Below are 17590 nucleotides of genomic sequence, written 5' to 3' on the forward strand. Positions count from 1 at the left end.
TACAACCCCGCGATACCGCCTGGCGTCATGCGTGCGCCTGCCGCCAGCGACGAAGGAGCTCCGATGGTTTCCCCGCATTCGCAATTGTTGAAGGTCACGCAACGCGTGATCGAGCGCAGCAAGCCCACGCGCGAAGCGTATCTGGCCCGCATCCAGCATGCGCAGGGGCGCTTTCCGGCGCGCGGCGCGTTGTCGTGCGCGAACCTCGCTCACGGTTTCGCCGGCCTGGAGGGCAACGACAAGCTCGTGATCAAGCACATCCGCGAGCCGAATATCGGCATCGTGTCGTCGTACAACGAGATGCTGTCGGCGCACGCGCCGTACAAAAACTACCCGGACATCATCAAGCAGGCCGCGCGCGAAAACGGCGGCGTCGCGCAATTCGCGGGCGGCGTGCCGGCGATGTGCGACGGCGTCACGCAGGGCAACGCGGGCATGGAGCTGTCGCTGTTCTCGCGCGAAGTGATCGCGATGAGCACGGCCGTCGCGCTCACCCACAACATGTTCGACGCGGCGCTGTGCCTCGGCATCTGCGACAAGATCGTGCCGGGCCTGCTGATCGGCGCGCTGCAATTCGGCCATCTGCCGACCATCTTCGTGCCGGCCGGCCCGATGACGAGCGGCCTGTCGAACGACGACAAAGCCAGGACGCGTCAGCAGTTCGCGACCGGCCAGTGCGGCCGCGACGCGCTGCTCGAAGCGGAAGCGGCCGCCTATCACAGCCACGGCACCTGCACGTTCTACGGCACCGCGAACAGTAACCAGATGCTGATGGAAGTGATGGGCCTGCATCTGCCGGGCTCGGCCTTCGTGCATCCGCACACGCCGCTGCGCGACGCGCTGACCGCGCAGGCCGCGCGCCGCGTGCTCGATCTGACGGCCGAGCGCGGCCACTACATGCCGATCGGCCATGTGGTCGACGAGAAGGCGATCGTCAACGGCATCGTCGCGCTGCTGGCGACCGGCGGCTCGACCAATCACACGCTGCACCTCGTCGCAATCGCGCGCGCGGCCGGCATCGTGATCGATTGGGACGACTTCGACACGCTGTCGCAGGCGGTACCGCTGCTTGCGAAGATCTATCCGAACGGCAAGGCCGACGTGAACCACTTCCACGCGGCGGGCGGCGTCGCGTTCCTCGTGCGCAATCTGCTCGAAGGCGGTCTGCTGCATGAAGACGTGAACACGGTCGCGGGCAAGGGTCTGAAGCGCTACACCGAGGAGCCGAAGCTGCTCGACGGCAAGCTGCAATGGGTGGCAGGTGTCGAGGCGAGCGCGGACACAGCGGTGCTGCGCGGCATCAAGGAGCCGTTCCAGCCGGACGGCGGCCTGCGTCTGATGCAGGGCAAGCTCGGCCGCGGCGTAATCAAGATTTCGGCGGTCGCGGCGCAGCATCGCAAGGTGAAGGCGCCGGCAATCGTGTTCGATTCGCAGGAAGCGGTGCAGGAAGCGTTCGACAAGGGCGAGCTCAAGCGCGACTTCATCGCGGTGGTGCGCTTCCAGGGCGCACGCGCAAACGGCATGCCCGAGTTGCATCGTTTGACGCCGCTGCTCGGTGTGCTGCAGGATCAGGGTTTCCATGTCGCGCTGGTGACCGATGGCCGTATGTCGGGCGCGTCGGGCAAGGTGCCGGCGGTCATTCATCTGTCGCCGGAAGCGTTGCTGCAAGGCCCGATCGGCAAAGTGCGCACGGGCGACATGCTGGTGATCGACGCCGAAGCGGGCGTGCTCGACATCGAGATCGACGCAGCCGAGTGGGCCGCGCGTCCGAACGCCGAGCCGCTGCATCAGGCGGACAACGAAGTCGGCTTCGGCCGCGAGCTGTTCGGCGTGTTCCGTGCGGCGGCGGCGCCGGCGGAGCAGGGCGCGTCGGTGTTCGGCAAGCTGGTCGGCGAGGGCGGCACGGTCGACGGCCAGCACGGCCACGGCAGCCATCACAAGCACGGCCACGACGGTGATCATCAACCCAGCGACCATCATCACACGAGCACCGCGCAAGCCGGCGCGGCGCTGCAGAAACAAGGAGTCTGACTATGACGTCGAAAACAGTAAGCGATATCGTGCGCCTCGGCCCGGTGATTCCGGTGCTCGCGTTCGACACGGTCGAACAGGGCGAACACGTGTCGCGCGCGTTGCACGCGGGCGGCGTGAAGGTGCTCGAAATCACGCTGCGCACGCCGGCGGGCCTCGGCGCGATCGAGCGTGCGTGCGAACTCGCCGACGACATCGTGGTCGGTGTCGGCACGATCACGAAGCCCGAGCATTGCGCCCAGGCGAAGAAGGCCGGCGCGCAGTTCGGCGTGTCGCCGGGTCTGACCAAGGACATGCACAAGGCCGCGCAGGATGTGGGTCTGCCGCTGTTGCCCGGCGTGATGACGCCGTCGGACATCATCCTCGCGCTCGAGCTCGGCTATGAGATCGTCAAGTTCTTCCCCGCACAGCAGGCGGGCGGCGTGCCGATGCTGCAGGCGTTCCACGGCCCGTTCCCGACGCTGAAGTTCTGCCCGACCGGCGGCATCACGCCGGAAAGCGCGCCGCACTTCCTGTCGCTGCCGAACGTGGTCTGTGTCGGCGGTTCGTGGCTCACGCCAAAGGCCGCGCTCGCCGCGCAGAACTGGGACGAGGTCACGCGCCTCGCGCGCGCCGCGAGCCAGCTGGCGGCACCCGCGCACTAAGCCCCACAACCCGATAGCGCATCGGTCAACTGAACCGGGCCCAGGAGTCTCGTCGATACAGCCGCATCAGGCTGTCGCGCCGAGACTCTTTTTTTACTTGATATGCGTGCTGGATTTGCGCGCGTTTTCGGGAAACAAACAGTAAAATTCAGCGTCCGCGCGGCTAGCCGGATTGTCAGGCATCGCGCAGGTTGCCGTGAGACGAGGTGGCGGCCGCATCCGCACTCTGAAATCAATAAACCAAAGGAGGGGCTTCATGGAATCTGCCCACGGCAGCATGCTGCTGGTCTACGCGTTAATCGCGATCGCGTTGCTGATCTTCATGATCACGCGCTTAAAGGTCTATCCGTTTCTCGTCCTGATCATCGTCTCATTGCTGTTGGGCCTCGTGGCCGGCATGCCGATGCAGACCATCGTCAAATCGTTCGAAACGGGGAACGGCAACACGCTTGGGCACATTGCCATCGTCGTCGGTCTCGGCACGATGCTCGGCAAGATGATGGCCGAATCGGGCGGCGCCGAGCGCGTCGCGACCACGCTGATCAACTGGTTCGGTGAGAAACACATTCACTGGGCGATGATGGTGGTCGCGATCATCGTCGGCTTGCCGGTGTTCTTCGAAGTCGGTTTCGTGCTGCTGATTCCGATCGCGTTCAACGTCGCCAGGCGCACCAACAAATCGCTGCTGCTGGTCGGCCTGCCGATGGTCGCGGGTCTGTCCGTCGTGCACGGTCTGATTCCGCCGCACCCGGCCGCGCTGCTCGCCGTGCAGGCGTATCACGCGGACATCGGCAAGACGATCGCCTACGGTCTGATCGTCGGCGTGCCGTGCGCGATCGTCGCCGGTCCGCTGTTCGCGTTGATGGTGAGCCGTCATATCCAGTTGCCGAAGGAAAATCCGCTTGCCGCGCAATTTCTGGGCAGCGACGTGAAGGACGCCAACGGCGTGCAAAGTGGTAACGCCGCGAAGGCCGCTGCACCGAAGCGCGAACTGCCGGGCTTCGGCATCACGCTGGCCACGATTCTGTTGCCGGTGGTCCTGATGCTGGTCGGCAGCTGGGCCGACCTGGTCTTCGAACCGAAGACGCTGCCGAACGATCTGCTGCGCTTTTTCGGCAACACCGACGTCGCGCTGCTGACGGCCGTGCTGGTCAGCTTCTGGACCTTCGGCGCGAGCCGCGGCTTTAACCGCGAGCAGATTCAGAAGTTCTGCGGAGAATGTCTGGCGCCGATCGCGGGTATTACACTGATCGTCGGTGCGGGCGGCGGTTTTGGCCGCGTACTGATGGATAGCGGCATTTCGAAGGAAATCACCAACGTGGCGACCGCGGTGCATCTGTCGCCGCTGCTGTTCGGCTGGCTCGTCGCGGCGATGATCCGTCTCGCGACCGGCTCGGCCACCGTCGCGATGACGACCGCCTGCGGCATCGTCGCGCCGATCGCGGCGGCGGGCGCGGTGCAGGTGAAGCCGGAACTGATGGTGCTCGCGACCGGCTCGGGCTCGCTGATCTTCTCGCACGTGAACGACGGCGGCTTCTGGCTGATCAAGGAATATTTCGGCATGACGGTGGTGCAGACCTTCAAGACGTGGTCGCTCCTCGAAACCATCATTTCGGTGATGGGGCTGGGCCTGACCTTCGCACTCGCGGCGGTCCTGTAAGGAGTTTCAAATGATTCTGATCGCAATGGGCGTGTCGGGCGCCGGCAAGACGAGGATTGGCGAAATGCTGGCCGAGCGCCTGCATTGCGCGTTCACCGACGGCGACGCGTTCCATAGTGCGGCGAACAAGGAGAAGATGCACCACGGCATCCCGCTCACCGACGAAGACCGCTGGCCGTGGCTGAAGACGATCCGCGCGGCGATCGAGGAAAAGCAGAAAGCGGGCGAGACGGCGGTGTTCACGTGTTCGTCGCTGAAGCGCTCGTATCGCGACATTCTGCGTGCCGGCGACAAGGACGTGTGCTTCGTCTACCTGAAGGGTTCGCGCGAGGTGCTCGCGGAGCGTCTCGGGCATCGCACCGGGCATTTCTTCGATCCGTCGCTGCTGGAAAGCCAGATCGATACGCTCGAGGAGCCCGGTGACGATGAAGCGATCACGGTCAGCATCGATCTGACGCCGGAACAGATCGTCGACGAGGTGCTCAAGCAGGTCGAAGCGCGCTGAGTCTTTGATCGCTTCGCGTTCCAGCTTCGAACGCGGGACGTAAAAAAGCCGCTCCTCGGAGCGGCTTTTTTACGCATTGAAGAAGCTGGGCCAGCCGATCAGCCGATCCGCTTCGCCAGTTCGACGGCCCGGCCGATGTACGAGCCGGGCGTCATCGCGAGCAGGCGGTCCTTCGCGTCCTGCGGAATCGCCAGGCCGCCAATGAAGCTCTGCAGTGCCTCGCGCGTGATGCCCTTGCCGCGCGTGAGTTCCTTCAGCTGCTCGTACGGATTCTCGATGCCGTAACGGCGCATCACGGTCTGCACCGGCTCGGCCAGCACTTCCCAGCAGTTGTCGAGGTCTTCGTTCAGACGCTGCGCGTTCACTTCGAGCTTGTCGAGGCCGCGGATCAGCGAGTCGTACGCGAGCAGCGAGTAGCCAAACGCGACGCCGATGTTGCGCAGCACCGTCGAGTCGGTCAGGTCGCGCTGCCAGCGCGACACCGGCAGCTTGTCGGCGAGGTGACGCAACGTCGCGTTCGCGAGGCCGAGGTTGCCTTCCGAGTTTTCGAAGTCGATCGGGTTGACCTTGTGCGGCATCGTCGACGAACCGATTTCGCCGGCCTTCGTGCGCTGCTTGAAGTAGCCGACCGAGATGTAGCCCCACACGTCGCGGTCCAGATCCAGCAGGATCGTGTTCGCGCGCGTGATCGCGTCGAACAGCTCGGCCATGTAGTCGTGCGGCTCGATCTGGATCGTGTACGGATTGAACGTGAGCTTCAGACGGTTCTCGACGACATCCTTCGAGAACGCTTCCCAGTCGAACTCCGGATACGCGGACAGGTGCGCGTTGAAGTTGCCGACCGCGCCGTTCATCTTGCCGAGCAGTTCGACCTTCGCGATACGTTCGATCGCACGCGCGAGCCGCGCGGCGACGTTGGCGATTTCCTTGCCGAGCGTGGTCGGGCTGGCCGGCTGGCCGTGCGTGCGCGACAGCATCGGCTGGGCGGCGTGCGCGTGCGCGAGCGCAACGAGGCGTTGATGCACCGAGCGCAGCGCCGGCAGGATCACGTGTTCGCGCGCGCCGGCAAGCATCAGGCCGTGCGACGTGTTGTTGATGTCTTCCGACGTGCACGCGAAGTGGATGAACTCGCTCGCGCGCTCCAGTTCTTCATGGCCCTTCACCGATTCCTTCAGCCAGTATTCGACGGCCTTCACGTCGTGGTTCGTCACGCGCTCGATTTCCTTGATGCGCGCGGCGTCGTGCGCGGTGAAGCGCTCGGCCAGTTGCAGCAGGAATTGCTCGGACGCCTCGGAGAAGCGCGGCACTTCGGCGAAGCCGGCGCGCGACAGCGCGATCAGCCAGTGGATTTCGACCGTCACGCGATTGCGCATGAAGGCGGCTTCCGAGAGCCAGTCGCGCAGGGCTTCGGTTTTGGCGGCATAGCGGCCGTCGAGCGGGGAAAGCGCGTTCAGCGCGAACAGGGTGTCGGGGCGGGTGTCGGACATGATGAGGACCGGGTTGAAGCGGTTGAGCGCTCAGCGAGCGGGTCGGGAACGGAGGGAACCGTGGATTTTACCACCGTGATGCGATCGGCCCGCCCGGATGCGTCGGTCGCAATCCGCGCCGCTAGAATGCAGACTTCTTCCCTCTCGACGGCAAGCGCAATCGCATGGAACTGAAATGGCTCGAAGACTTCATTTCGCTCGCGGAAACGCGTAGCTTCAGCCGCTCGGCCGAGTTGCGCCACGTCACGCAGCCGGCTTTCTCGCGCCGCATCCAGGCGCTCGAAGCGTGGCTCGGCACGGAACTGATCGACCGCTCTGTTTATCCGACGCGGCTCACGGCGGCCGGTCAGGTGTTCAACGAGCAGGCGCTCGCGATGCTGTCGCAATTCCACGAGGCGCGCGCGCTGCTGCGCGGCCACACGGCGACGCCCCAGGCGACGATCGAATTCGCGGTCCCCCACACGCTCTCGCTCACTTACTTCCCGCGCTGGCTGCAGCGCATCGAGGCGCAGATGGGCCCGATCCACACGCGGCTGCGCGCGCTGAACGTGCACGACGCGGCGCTCTCGCTGGTGGAAGGCGGCTGCGATCTGATGATGGGCTACCACCATCCGAGCCATCCGGTCGCGCTCGATCCGGCACGCTACGACATGCTGACGCTCGGCCACGAGCCGATCAGCCCGTTCTCGGCGCCGGCCCGCGCGGGGCGGCCGCGTCACACGCTGCCAGGCTCGGCCGATGCGCCCGCGCCGTATCTGTCGTACACGCCGAACGCGTACCTCGGGCGCATGACCGAGGTGATTCTCGCGAACGCGCCGGAGCGCCTGTACCTTGACCGGCTCTACGAAACCGACATGGCCGAGGGGCTCAAGGCGATGGCGCTCGCCGGTCACGGCATCGCGTTTCTGCCGCATAGCGCGGTCGAAGATGCGGTGGCCGAAGGCCGGCTGATCCGCCTCGATCGCGCGACGCGCGGCACGCCCGAAGGGCAGCTTACGCTCAGCATGGAGATTCGCCTGTATCGCGACAAGCTCGCCGCGAAAAGCGACGACGCGCGCCAGATCCTCGTGCGGCAGTTGTGGGACGTGGTGTCGGAGGAACTCCGGCAGAGCGCCGCCTGAGCCGCCGCATAAAACTCGAACTCGAACCTGCGTCCCGACGACGCGAATTTGCGGCTTTGCGAACGTTATGCAAAAAAAACATAACGGGATAAGGAAACGGCATTGGATTTCGATACGGCGTTTTTCCACAATGCCCGTACTCGATCAAACGCCGGAGCGTTCATGTCATCCCAACAACAAGCCGCAGAATCGGTACAAGCCGCCTCAACGTTGCAGTCCGTTCCGTCCTACCTCAATCGCGAAGACCTCGGCCCCTGGGGCAACTATCTGCGCCAGGTCGACCGCGTCGCGCCGTATCTCGGTTCGCTGTCCCGCTGGCTCGAAACCCTGAAGCGCCCGAAGCGCATTCTCGTCGTCGACGTGCCCATCGAACTCGACAACGGCACGGTCGCGCACTTCGAGGGTTATCGCGTGCAACACAACGTGTCGCGCGGTCCGGGCAAGGGCGGCGTGCGTTATCACCAGGACGTTACGCTCTCCGAAGTGATGGCGCTGTCCGCGTGGATGTCGGTGAAGAATGCGGCGGTGAACGTGCCGTACGGCGGCGCGAAGGGCGGCATCCGCGTCGATCCGCGCACGCTGTCGCGTGGTGAGCTCGAGCGCGTGACGCGCCGCTACACTAGCGAGATCGGCATCATCATCGGACCGAATACCGACATCCCCGCGCCGGACGTGAACACGAACGAGCAGATCATGGCTTGGATGATGGACACGTACTCGATGAATCAGGGCCAGACGGCCACCGGCGTCGTGACTGGCAAGCCGATCACGCTCGGCGGCTCGCTCGGCCGTCGCGAGGCGACCGGCCGCGGCGTATTCGTGGTGGGCTGCGAAGCGGCTCGCCGCATCGGCTTCGACATCGAAGGCGCGCGTATCGCGGTGCAGGGCTTCGGCAACGTCGGCGGCATCGCCGCGCGTCTGTTCCAGGAGGCGGGCGCGAAAGTCGTCGCGGTGCAGGACCACACCGGCTCGGTGTACAAGTCCACCGGCATCGACGCGGTCGCGCTGCTCGACTACGTCGCGAAGACGGGCGGCGTCGGCGGTTTCCCCGAAGCCGACGCGATCACCGATGATGAGTTCTGGACCGTCGAGTCGGACATCCTGATTCCGGCGGCGCTGGAAAATCAGATCACCGAAAAAAACGCCGGCAAGATCAAGACCAGGATCATCGTTGAGGGCGCGAACGGCCCGACCACCACGGCGGCGGACGACATCCTGCACGATCGCGGCATCCTCGTGATTCCGGACGTGGTCGCGAATGCCGGCGGTGTGACAGTGTCATATTTCGAATGGGTGCAGGACTTCTCGAGCTTCTTCTGGACCGAGGACGAGATCAACGAGCGCCTCGAGCGCGTGATGCGCGAAGCGTTCGCGGCGGTTTGGCAGGTGTCGAGCGAGCAGAACGTGTCGGTGCGAACGGCTGCGTTCATCGTCGCGTGTAAGCGGATTTTGCAGGCGCGCGAGATGCGCGGCTTGTATCCCTGATGGACCGTGTCCTATCTTGTTTGAAACGGCGGTGACGCGGCCCGTATCCGGGCTGGGAGGCGAAACCGCCGAAACTTTGTGCATCAACGCGGTCCACAAGACGGCGTGTTCGACCGGCGGGCGGCATCCTATCGATGCCGCCCGCCTTCTCATATGCGCGAAACGGCCGTGCGGCGGCGCTGCGGGCCCATCGCGGCGTGCGCGCAACAGAATGGTTAATAGCGATACTTTCAGAAAAATTACTTTGTTACACTGGCGCCGGTTCTTGCCAAGGAGATCAAGATGAAGATTAAAAAAGCCGCGCTGCTGCTCGCGACTCTCGGACTGTTTACGGTTGGCGTGCATGCGCAAGACTCGGGCACGCTGAAAAAGATCAAGGATACGGGCGTCATTTCGCTGGGCCATCGCGAATCGTCGATCCCGTTCTCCTATTACGACGACAAGCAGAACGTGATCGGCTACTCGCAGGATTACGCGATGAAGATCGTCGAGGCCGTCAAGCAGAAGCTGAACATGCCGAACCTGAAGGTGAAGCTCGTGCCGGTCACGTCGCAGAACCGCATTCCGCTCGTGCAGAACGGCACGGTCGACATCGAGTGCGGCTCCACCACGAATAACCTCGAGCGTCAGCAACAGGCCGCCTTCACGAACACTATCTTCGTGATCGGCACGCGCCTGATGACCAAGAAAGATTCCGGCATCAAGGACTTCCCGGACCTGAAGGGCAAGACGGTCGTGACGACCGCCGGCACCACGTCCGAGCGCCTGCTTCGCAAGATGAACCAGGAGAAGAACATGGGCATGAACATCATCAGCGCGAAGGATCACGGCGAGTCGTTCCTGACGCTGTCGACGGGTCGCGCCGCCGCGTTCATGATGGACGATGCGCTGCTCGCCGGCGAGCGCGCGAAGTCGAACAACCCGGGCGATTTCGTGATCGTCGGCACGCCGCAATCGCGGGAGGCGTATGGCTGCATGCTGCGCAAGAACGACCCCGACTTCAAGAAGGTCGCCGACGACGCCATCGCGAAGGTGCAAACGTCGGGCGAAGGCGAACAGATCTACAAGCGCTGGTTCGAATCGCCGATCCCGCCGAAGGGCCTCAATCTGAACTTCCCGATGAGCGACGATATGCGTGCGCTGTTCAAGAATCCGAACGACAAGGCAATCGACTAAACCCTAGCTGCTTTTTCGACACTTTCGAAACGCTGAACGGAACGGAAGGGGCCACGCGCTTCTTCCGTTTCTTTTTGCCGGAGTCTTGGTCATGTCATATCACTGGAACTGGGGCATTCTGCTGAGTCCCGTCTCCACGGGCGAGCCGACCACCTATCTGGGCTGGCTGTTCTCGGGGCTGCGGGTGACGGTCACCGTGTCGCTGTCGGCATGGGTGATCGCGCTGATCGTCGGCTCGCTCTTCGGTGTGCTGCGCACGGTGCCCAACAAATGGGCGTCGGGCGTCGGCACCGTCTACGTCGCGATTTTCCGTAACATTCCGCTGATCGTGCAGTTCTTCATCTGGTATCTGGTGATACCGGAGCTGCTGCCCGTGTCGATCGGCAACTGGTTCAAGCAATTGCCGCCGGGCGCGCAGTTCTTCTCGTCGTCGATCGTATGTCTCGGGCTCTTCACCGCCGCGCGCGTGTGCGAGCAGGTGCGCTCGGGCATCAACGCGTTGCCGCGCGGCCAGCGCGCGGCCGGTCTCGCGGTGGGCTTCACGCAATGGCAGACGTATCGCTACGTGCTGCTGCCGGTCGCGTACCGGATCATCGTGCCGCCGCTCACCTCCGAGTTTCTGAACATCTTCAAGAACTCCGCGGTCGCCTCGACGATCGGGCTGCTCGATCTGTCCGCGCAGGCGCGCCAGCTCGTCGACTACACGTCGCAAACTTACGAGTCGTTCATCGCGGTCACGGTCGCATACATGCTGATCAATCTGATCGTGATGCAACTGATGCGCTGGGTCGAAGTGAAGGCCCGGCTGCCCGGCTATATCGGAGGAAAGTGATGCATCATTTCGACTGGAGCGGTATTCCGGGCGCGCTGCCTACGCTATGGACCGGCGCGATCATCACGTTCAAGATCACGCTGATCGCGATCGTATTCGGCATCATCTGGGGCACCATTCTCGCGATGTTCCGACTGTCGCCGATCAAGCCGCTCGGATGGTTCGCGCAGGCTTACGTGACGCTCTTCCGTTCGATCCCGCTCGTGATGGTGCTGCTGTGGTTCTTCCTGATCGTGCCGCAGGTGCTGCAAAGCGTGCTCGGTCTGTCGGCCGACATCGACATCCGGCTCGCTTCGGCGATGGTCGCGTTCTCGCTGTTCGAGGCCGCGTATTATTCAGAGATCATCCGCGCCGGCATTCAAGCGGTGCCGCGCGGCCAGGTCAACGCGTCGTTCGCGCTCGGCATGACCTATGGGCAGGCGATGCGCCTGATCGTGCTGCCGCAGGCGTTCCGCGCGATGGTGCCGCTGCTGCTCACGCAGGGTATCGTGCTGTTTCAGGACACGTCGCTCGTCTACGTGATCAGCCTCGCCGACTTCTTCCGCACGGCTACGAATATTGGCGATCGTGACGGCACGAACGTCGAGATGGTACTGTTCGCGGGCGCGTGTTATTTCGTGATCTGCGTGATCGCGTCGAGCCTCGTCAAAGGTCTTCAGAAAAAGGTCGCAAGATGATCTCTATCAAGAATGTTTCGAAGTGGTACGGCCATTTCCAGGTGCTGACCGACTGCACGACGGAAGTCAAAAAGGGCGAAGTGGTCGTGGTGTGCGGGCCGTCCGGTTCGGGCAAGTCCACGCTGATCAAGACCGTCAACGGACTCGAGCCGTTCCAGAAGGGTGAGATCGTCATCAACGGACAGTCACTGACCGACAAGAAAACCAATCTCTCGAAGCTGCGCTCGAAGGTCGGCATGGTGTTCCAGCATTTCGAGCTGTTTCCGCATTTGTCGATCGTGCAGAACCTGACGCTCGCGCAGGTCAAGGTGCTGGGCCGCTCGAACGACGAGGCGACCGCGAAGGGCCTGAAGCTGCTCGATCGAGTGGGGCTGCGCGAGCATGCGGACAAGTATCCGGGGCAGTTGTCCGGTGGTCAGCAGCAGCGCGTGGCGATTGCGCGTGCGCTCTCCATGGACCCGATCGCGATGCTGTTCGACGAACCGACCTCGGCGCTCGACCCGGAGATGATCAACGAAGTGCTCGACGTGATGGTCGAACTCGCGCAGGAAGGCATGACCATGATGTGCGTGACGCACGAAATGGGCTTCGCGAAGAAGGTCGCGCATCGCGTGATCTTCATGGACAAGGGTTTGATCGTCGAAGACGACCGCAAGGAAGACTTCTTCGCGAATCCGAAGTCGGATCGCGCGAAGGATTTTCTCGCGAAGATTCTGCACTGAGGCTGGGCGCGCAGGCCTCGTTTCGGGGTTCGCGACGAAAAAAAAAGCCGCTCCGAGGAGCGGCTTTTTGTTTCGCAGGCGTAGGGTGACGCTGCGGCTTACGACTCGAACGCTGCCGTGTCATCGGCGGCTTCGAGATCGGTTTCGCTGTCGGATGAAAGCGTGGTTCCGCTCGTGCCCACCGCGTGCGCGCCGTTCGACGCCGCGATCGTCGTGGCCGACGCCGATGCGTCGAGCGCCGGATTGCGCAGCTTTTCGAGCACCGACTGCGGCACCGGAATATTGGCGTGGCCGATCACGTCGCCATGCTGGAACATCAGCAGATCGCCGGGCTTGAACGCGGTCCACACTTCGTTGTCGGTCAGCGGCTTGGTCGCGATCACCGCGACGCGGTCTTCGGGCGTCGTGTATTTGGCGAAATCGATCGACACGTCCGCGTCGACCAGATGCGCGGTCGAAAACGGCCAGCGACGCACGAGGTAATGCAGATGCGTCGAGCAATGCGCGAACAGGGCCTGGCCGTTAGACATCAGGAAATTGAATACGCCGTACTGCGTGATTTCACGCGTGAGCGTCTCGAGCGCGGCGAACAGCTCGTGAAGCGGCGGCTGCTGCGCGCCCGGAAAAGCCTTACGCAAACCTTCCAGCAGCGCGCAGAACGAGAGTTCGCTGTCGGTCGTGCCGACCGGCTGATACACGCCGTTCAGTTCCGGCGCGTAAGCCTGCAGGTCGCCGTTATGCGCGAAGATCCAGTGACGCCCCCACAGTTCGCGCATGAACGGGTGGCAGTTTTCGAGCAGGATGTGCCCTTGCGTCGCCTTGCGGATGTGCGCGATCGTGTTTTTCGATTTGATCGGGTAGCGCTTGACCATCTCGGCGATCGGCGACGTGGCCGACGATTGATGATCGATGAACAAGCGGCAGGCCTTGTCTTCAAAGAAAGCGATGCCCCAGCCGTCGGCGTGGTGATCGGTGACGCCGCCACGCGCCGCAAAGCCGGTAAAGGAAAACGTGACGTCCGTCGGCGCGGCGCAGTTCATTCCGAGAAGTTGGCACATGTTGCAGGTGAGCCTGTGAACGGAGTGAGCCGTTACAATGATGATTTTCCAAGCATATCACCGAGCCGGAGACGCCAAATAGCAAAATTGACATGTGTTTGGGCCGCTACAACGCGGTTTGACCGGTCGATCAGCGATGCGCGCGAAGTCTCGTATTCCTGCCATGACTGCTTCCAACGTTTCCCCCGATTCCGTCACACTGGTCCGCCCGGACGACTGGCATCTGCACGTGCGCGACGGCGCGATGCTCGCGGCCGTGCTGCCTGACACCGCGCGCCAGTTCGGTCGCGCGATCATCATGCCGAACCTGAAGCCGCCGGTCACGACGACCGCGATGGCGAAGGCATATCGCGAGCGCATCATCGCCGCGATTCCCGAGGGCGCGAAATTCGAGCCGCTGATGACGCTGTACCTGACCGACAACACGCCGCCCGACGAGATCCTCCGCGCGCGCGCGAGCGGCTTCGTGCACGGCGTGAAGCTGTACCCGGCGGGCGCGACGACGAACTCCGACGCGGGCGTCACCGATCTGATGAAGTGCGCGAAGACGCTGGAAGTGATGCAGGAAGTCGGCATGCCGCTGCTCGTGCATGGCGAGGTGACCGATTCGGACATCGATCTGTTCGATCGCGAAAAGGTCTTCATCGATCGCGTGATGATGCCGCTGCGCCGCGCATTTCCGGCGCTGAAGGTCGTGTTCGAGCACATCACGACGAAGGACGCGGCCGACTACGTCCGCGAAGCGGGCGTCGCGCCGGAACTGCTTGGCGCTACGATCACCGCGCACCATCTGCTGTACAACCGCAACGCGATTTTCCAGGGCGGCATCCGTCCGCATTACTACTGCCTGCCGGTGCTCAAGCGCGAGACCCATCGCGTCGCGCTGGTCGAGGCGGCGACCTCGGGCGATCCGCGCTTCTTCCTCGGCACCGACAGTGCGCCGCATCCGAAGGGGCTGAAAGAACACGCGTGCGGTTGCGCGGGCTGTTACACCGCGCTGCACGCGCTCGAGCTCTATACCGAAGCATTCGACAAGGCCGGCGCGCTCGACAAGCTCGAAGGCTTCGCGAGCTTCCATGGTCCGGACTTCTACCGTCTGCCGCGCAATACGGAGAAGGTCACGCTGCGTCGCGAGGAATGGACGCTGCCGGCCGAGCTGCCGGCCGGCGATACGCCGGTCGTGCCGCTGCGAGGCGGAGAGTCGATTGGCTGGCGTCTCGTTTGAGCTCCAGTAGATGCGGGAGCGTGAGGCGGGGCAGCGCGCAGCCAATATTGATAAGCCCGCGAAAGCGGGCTCCGCGGTAGCGCATGAAGCCGCGGCGGTCAAAGCTGCGCGCGGCATGGCACCCGAGCCTCTGCCACCGTGCTTCGCCGCAATCGACTGGTCGAAGCCGTGGTTCGCGCAATTCGCCACACGCGGTCAGCGTTGGCAGCAAGCCGCGCTGACCGGCTACGCGGACCTTCTCGCCGCGATGAACGCCGACGCCGCCCAGATGCAGCAGACCACCGGCCGCGGCCAGCCTCTTGCGTTCATCGCGCAGGACGACCTGCCACCGGGTGCCGCGTACGAGGGGCATATAGCGTCGACCGGTTGCGTGCCGACGCGCCACAATCTGCACGACTTCTTCAACGGTTCGATGTGGTTCGCGTTTCCGCGCATCAAGGCGGCGCTGAACGCGCGCCAGTCGGCGGAACTCGACGTGCTCGGCGTCGGCCCGACGCGTGGCGGCGTGCGCGACATGCTGACTCTCTTCGACGAAAACGCGCTGCTGTTCGCTTGCGCCGATTCTTCGCTGAGCGCCGCGCTACGCGGCTTCGAGTGGCAGACGCTGTTTATCGCGTGGCGCGATGCGTGGGGGCGGAGCTGCGAAGTGCGGTGCTTCGGCCATGCGCTGCTCGAAAAGCTGATCGCGCCGTTCAAGGGCTGCACCGGCCATGCATGGATCGTCGACGTTCCGGCAGAGTATTTCGAATGGGACACCCCGGCGCGCGACGCATGGCTCGATGAAGCCGTCAGCGCGGCGCTGCTGGGCCCCGACGCTTTGACGAGCCGCATGTTCGCGCCGCTGCCGGTGCTGGGCATTCCGGGCTGGTGGCCCGAGAACGAATCGCCGGCGTTCTACGACGACACGTCCGTGTTCCGCACGGGGCGGCGCAAGCGCTAGGCGCTTCCGCGTTCGGTGTTAAAATTCGCGCCAGCAAAGCAGGCCAGGCAGTCGCGGCCTCGACGGCTTCGGCCAACGAGGGCGAGGAAAGTCCGGACTCCACAGGGCAGGGTGATGGCTAACGGCCATCCGTGGCGACACGCGGAATAGGGCAACAGAAAGCAAACCGCCGATGGCCCGGCGCAAGCCGGGATCAGGTAAGGGTGAAACGGTGCGGTAAGAGCGCACCGCGGCTGTCGCAAGGCAGACCGGCACGGTAACCTCCACCCGGAGCAATTCCAAGTAGGCAGGCGCGCATCTTCGCGATGCAGGACGGGGCCCCCGTCTCGTCTGCGGGTAGGAAGCTTGAGCGCGTCAGTAATGGCGCGCCTAGAGGAATGGCTGCCACGCGGGTCGAGTCTTCGGGCGCGGCGCGTGCACAGAATCCGGCTTATCGGCCTGCTTTGCCGCTGAATAAGAAAAGCCGGCGTCCGTTGGGACGCCGGCTTTTTCATTTGGGGCGGAGTGGCGGCCGTGGCCGCCATCGCTATCGCGCTCAGAGCGCGACGATGTCGAATGAATGCGTGAGCTCGGCGGTCTTCGCGATCATGATCGACGCCGAGCAGTATTTGTCGTGCGAGAGGTTGATCGCGCGCTCGACGGTCGCCGGGTTCAGATTCTTGCCCGTCACCGTGAAGTGGAAGTGGATCTTCGTGAACACCTTCGGATCTTCGCTCGCGCGCTCGGCCTTCAGCGTCACAGAGCAGCCGGCGATCTCCTGGCGGCTCTTCTTCAGGATCATCACGACGTCGTAGGCGGTGCAGCCGCCGGTACCGAGCAGCACCATTTCCATCGGGCGCGGCGCGAGGTTGCGTCCGCCACCCTCGGGTGCGCCGTCCATCGCGACCAGATGACCGCTGCCGGTCTCGGCGGCGAACGCCATCCCGTCTTGTCCCATCCAGCTTACTTTGCATTCCATGCTGTCTCTCCCACCGCGCATCGCTTTGTCGAGACGGCATTGTAGCCCTGTGTCTGACGATTGGCGCACGCTGAGCGCATCCGGCGTTCATGCACGGCGATTGCTTTCTTCTTGCGATGCGGAATGGGCGGGTTGCAGAATTCCTCGTCCAGTTTAGGGAACTTAGTCTAGGGAATGTCTGATGCGATTCGAATTCGTTGGCCTTTAGTGCTTGATCCAAAAGGAGTTTCGTCAAACGTCCCCGCGCATCGAATCTGTCACATTATGAAAATTGATTTCACAATGCAAATCATCTTGCGTTGCACGAGGGTGCACTCTTACCATTTAGTCCATCGTTGCAGCAGTTCTGCAACCTCCGCTACCTCCTCCACCTCCTCCTTTGGTGGATTAAACCCGAACCGCTCGTTCGGGTTTTTTCGCCCGCGTTTGTCAGGCGTTTCGCCCCATTTCCTGACCGCGCGCGGCGAGCGCATCGCACGTTTTGACTTGCCAGCACAAATTCCTTTATAATTCAGGGCTTTTCCGCATCCGCGCCCGCGGAAGAAGAACCAGGGAGAGCCTGCACGCGCCTCGATGCGCACACTACAAGCAGGAAAGAAAACATTGGGCGCAGCAATTTTTTTGGATCGATCATGAAGACGTTTTCCGCAAAAGCCCATGAGGTGACGCGCGAATGGTACGTGATTGACGCGACGGATAAGGTTCTCGGGCGTGTCGCCAGCGAAGTGGCACACCGTCTTCGCGGCAAGCACAAGCCTGAATTCACTCCCCACGTCGACACCGGTGATTTCATCATCGTCATCAACGCTGGCAAGCTGAAGGTCACGGGCAACAAGGTTACCGACAAGAAGTACTACCGTCACTCGGGCTACCCGGGCGGTATCTATGAAACGACGTTCGGCAAGATGCAGGAACGCTTCCCGGGCCGCGCGCTCGAGAAAGCGGTCAAGGGCATGCTGCCGAAGGGTCCGCTCGGCTACGCGATGATCAAGAAGCTGAAGGTCTACGCTGACGCAACGCATCCGCATTCGGCACAACAGCCGAAGGCGCTCGAGATCTAAGGGGAGCC

16 protein-coding genes and 1 other RNA gene are annotated in these 17590 nt (G+C 63.3%); 14 read left to right on the plus strand and 3 right to left on the minus strand.

Annotated elements, in window-relative coordinates:
* Positions 1-63 precede the first annotated feature (63 nt).
* The 4 genes from edd to OKW44_RS32420 all read left to right on the plus strand — a co-directional run bounded on the left by edd (position 64) and on the right by OKW44_RS32420 (position 4840).
* Entirely contained in the window at positions 64-2031 is a 1968-nt protein-coding gene (gene edd / locus OKW44_RS32405) for a phosphogluconate dehydratase (RefSeq protein ID WP_018421797.1), read from the plus strand.
* Between the two features lie 2 nt (positions 2032-2033).
* Complete coding sequence (gene eda / locus OKW44_RS32410; protein ID WP_018421796.1) at positions 2034-2675, plus strand: bifunctional 4-hydroxy-2-oxoglutarate aldolase/2-dehydro-3-deoxy-phosphogluconate aldolase; 642 nt, start codon at positions 2034-2036, stop codon at positions 2673-2675.
* Between the two features lie 256 nt (positions 2676-2931).
* Complete coding sequence (locus OKW44_RS32415) at positions 2932-4335, plus strand: GntP family permease (RefSeq protein ID WP_018421795.1); 1404 nt, start codon at positions 2932-2934, stop codon at positions 4333-4335.
* A gap of 10 nt (positions 4336-4345) precedes the next feature.
* Entirely contained in the window at positions 4346-4840 is a 495-nt protein-coding gene (locus tag OKW44_RS32420) for a gluconokinase (RefSeq protein ID WP_018421794.1), read from the plus strand.
* Positions 4841-4938: 98 nt separating this feature from the next.
* Here OKW44_RS32420 and purB read toward each other — a convergent pair whose 3' ends face one another.
* Complete coding sequence (purB, locus tag OKW44_RS32425; protein WP_018421793.1) at positions 4939-6327, minus strand: adenylosuccinate lyase; 1389 nt, start codon at positions 6325-6327, stop codon at positions 4939-4941.
* A 164-nt stretch (positions 6328-6491) separates the two neighbouring features.
* Between purB and OKW44_RS32430 the strand changes: the two genes are divergently transcribed.
* The 6 genes from OKW44_RS32430 to OKW44_RS32455 all read left to right on the plus strand — a co-directional run bounded on the left by OKW44_RS32430 (position 6492) and on the right by OKW44_RS32455 (position 12340).
* Complete coding sequence (locus tag OKW44_RS32430; protein ID WP_018421792.1) at positions 6492-7448, plus strand: LysR family transcriptional regulator; 957 nt, start codon at positions 6492-6494, stop codon at positions 7446-7448.
* 162 nt (positions 7449-7610) lie between these two features.
* Complete coding sequence (locus tag OKW44_RS32435) at positions 7611-8933, plus strand: Glu/Leu/Phe/Val family dehydrogenase (RefSeq protein ID WP_018421791.1); 1323 nt, start codon at positions 7611-7613, stop codon at positions 8931-8933.
* A 282-nt stretch (positions 8934-9215) separates the two neighbouring features.
* On the plus strand, positions 9216-10109 hold the full coding sequence (locus OKW44_RS32440) for a glutamate/aspartate ABC transporter substrate-binding protein (RefSeq protein WP_018421790.1): 894 nt from the start codon (positions 9216-9218) through the stop codon (positions 10107-10109).
* A gap of 91 nt (positions 10110-10200) precedes the next feature.
* A complete protein-coding gene (locus OKW44_RS32445) occupies positions 10201-10941 on the plus strand; it encodes an amino acid ABC transporter permease (protein ID WP_018421789.1) in 741 nt (246 codons plus the stop codon).
* Positions 10941-11618 (plus strand): glutamate/aspartate ABC transporter permease GltK, encoded by a 678-nt coding sequence (gene gltK, locus OKW44_RS32450; protein WP_018421788.1) that lies wholly within the window; start codon positions 10941-10943, stop codon positions 11616-11618. Before OKW44_RS32445 ends, gltK begins: the two co-directional genes overlap by 1 nt.
* Positions 11615-12340, plus strand: coding sequence for an amino acid ABC transporter ATP-binding protein (locus OKW44_RS32455; RefSeq protein ID WP_018421787.1), 726 nt, complete (start codon positions 11615-11617; stop codon positions 12338-12340). Before gltK ends, OKW44_RS32455 begins: the two co-directional genes overlap by 4 nt.
* 98 nt (positions 12341-12438) lie before the next feature.
* On the opposite strand, the gene OKW44_RS32460 is transcribed toward OKW44_RS32455, so the two are convergent.
* Positions 12439-13398 carry a class II glutamine amidotransferase gene (locus OKW44_RS32460; protein WP_084754170.1) on the minus strand — a complete coding sequence of 320 codons (960 nt, stop codon included), beginning with the start codon at positions 13396-13398 and terminating at the stop codon, positions 12439-12441.
* A 163-nt stretch (positions 13399-13561) separates the two neighbouring features.
* On the opposite strand from OKW44_RS32460, the gene pyrC reads away from it, so the two are divergent.
* The 3 genes from pyrC to rnpB all read left to right on the plus strand — a co-directional run bounded on the left by pyrC (position 13562) and on the right by rnpB (position 16012).
* Positions 13562-14623, plus strand: a complete 1062-nt coding sequence (gene pyrC, locus OKW44_RS32465; protein WP_018421785.1) for a dihydroorotase — start codon at positions 13562-13564, stop codon at positions 14621-14623.
* A 10-nt stretch (positions 14624-14633) separates the two neighbouring features.
* Positions 14634-15563 carry a DUF3025 domain-containing protein gene (locus OKW44_RS32470; RefSeq protein ID WP_018421784.1) on the plus strand — a complete coding sequence of 310 codons (930 nt, stop codon included), beginning with the start codon at positions 14634-14636 and terminating at the stop codon, positions 15561-15563.
* Positions 15564-15598: 35 nt separating this feature from the next.
* Positions 15599-16012, plus strand: an RNA gene (gene rnpB, locus OKW44_RS32475) — RNase P RNA component class A.
* 86 nt (positions 16013-16098) lie between these two features.
* Here rnpB and OKW44_RS32480 read toward each other — a convergent pair.
* The gene (locus OKW44_RS32480; RefSeq protein WP_026226035.1) at positions 16099-16521 is read right to left on the minus strand and encodes an OsmC family protein; all 423 of its coding nucleotides are present in this window, start codon (positions 16519-16521) and stop codon (positions 16099-16101) included.
* 632 nt (positions 16522-17153) lie between these two features.
* On the opposite strand from OKW44_RS32480, the gene rplM reads away from it, so the two are divergent.
* Entirely contained in the window at positions 17154-17582 is a 429-nt protein-coding gene (rplM, locus tag OKW44_RS32485) for a 50S ribosomal protein L13 (RefSeq protein WP_013090508.1), read from the plus strand.
* Positions 17583-17590 lie beyond the last annotated feature (8 nt).

The sequence above is a fragment of the Paraburkholderia lebeckiae genome, from assembly GCF_050436325.1.
Classification (GTDB): Bacteria; Pseudomonadota; Gammaproteobacteria; order Burkholderiales; family Burkholderiaceae; genus Paraburkholderia; species Paraburkholderia tuberum.

Excerpts from the sequence above, each read along its gene's own strand:
- edd (WP_018421797.1), top strand. The coding sequence starts at position 64 with ATGGTTTCCCCGCATTCGCAATTGTTGAAGGTCACGCAACGCGTGATC.
- eda (WP_018421796.1), top strand. The coding sequence starts at position 2,034 with ATGACGTCGAAAACAGTAAGCGATATCGTGCGCCTCGGCCCGGTGATT.
- OKW44_RS32415 (WP_018421795.1), top strand. The coding sequence starts at position 2,932 with ATGGAATCTGCCCACGGCAGCATGCTGCTGGTCTACGCGTTAATCGCG.
- OKW44_RS32420 (WP_018421794.1), top strand. The coding sequence starts at position 4,346 with ATGATTCTGATCGCAATGGGCGTGTCGGGCGCCGGCAAGACGAGGATT.
- purB (WP_018421793.1), bottom strand. The coding sequence starts at position 6,327 with ATGTCCGACACCCGCCCCGACACCCTGTTCGCGCTGAACGCGCTTTCC.
- OKW44_RS32430 (WP_018421792.1), top strand. The coding sequence starts at position 6,492 with ATGGAACTGAAATGGCTCGAAGACTTCATTTCGCTCGCGGAAACGCGT.
- OKW44_RS32435 (WP_018421791.1), top strand. The coding sequence starts at position 7,611 with ATGTCATCCCAACAACAAGCCGCAGAATCGGTACAAGCCGCCTCAACG.
- OKW44_RS32440 (WP_018421790.1), top strand. The coding sequence starts at position 9,216 with ATGAAGATTAAAAAAGCCGCGCTGCTGCTCGCGACTCTCGGACTGTTT.
- OKW44_RS32445 (WP_018421789.1), top strand. The coding sequence starts at position 10,201 with ATGTCATATCACTGGAACTGGGGCATTCTGCTGAGTCCCGTCTCCACG.
- gltK (WP_018421788.1), top strand. The coding sequence starts at position 10,941 with ATGCATCATTTCGACTGGAGCGGTATTCCGGGCGCGCTGCCTACGCTA.
- OKW44_RS32455 (WP_018421787.1), top strand. The coding sequence starts at position 11,615 with ATGATCTCTATCAAGAATGTTTCGAAGTGGTACGGCCATTTCCAGGTG.
- OKW44_RS32460 (WP_084754170.1), bottom strand. The coding sequence starts at position 13,398 with ATGTGCCAACTTCTCGGAATGAACTGCGCCGCGCCGACGGACGTCACG.
- pyrC (WP_018421785.1), top strand. The coding sequence starts at position 13,562 with ATGACTGCTTCCAACGTTTCCCCCGATTCCGTCACACTGGTCCGCCCG.
- OKW44_RS32470 (WP_018421784.1), top strand. The coding sequence starts at position 14,634 with ATGCGGGAGCGTGAGGCGGGGCAGCGCGCAGCCAATATTGATAAGCCC.
- OKW44_RS32480 (WP_026226035.1), bottom strand. The coding sequence starts at position 16,521 with ATGGAATGCAAAGTAAGCTGGATGGGACAAGACGGGATGGCGTTCGCC.
- rplM (WP_013090508.1), top strand. The coding sequence starts at position 17,154 with ATGAAGACGTTTTCCGCAAAAGCCCATGAGGTGACGCGCGAATGGTAC.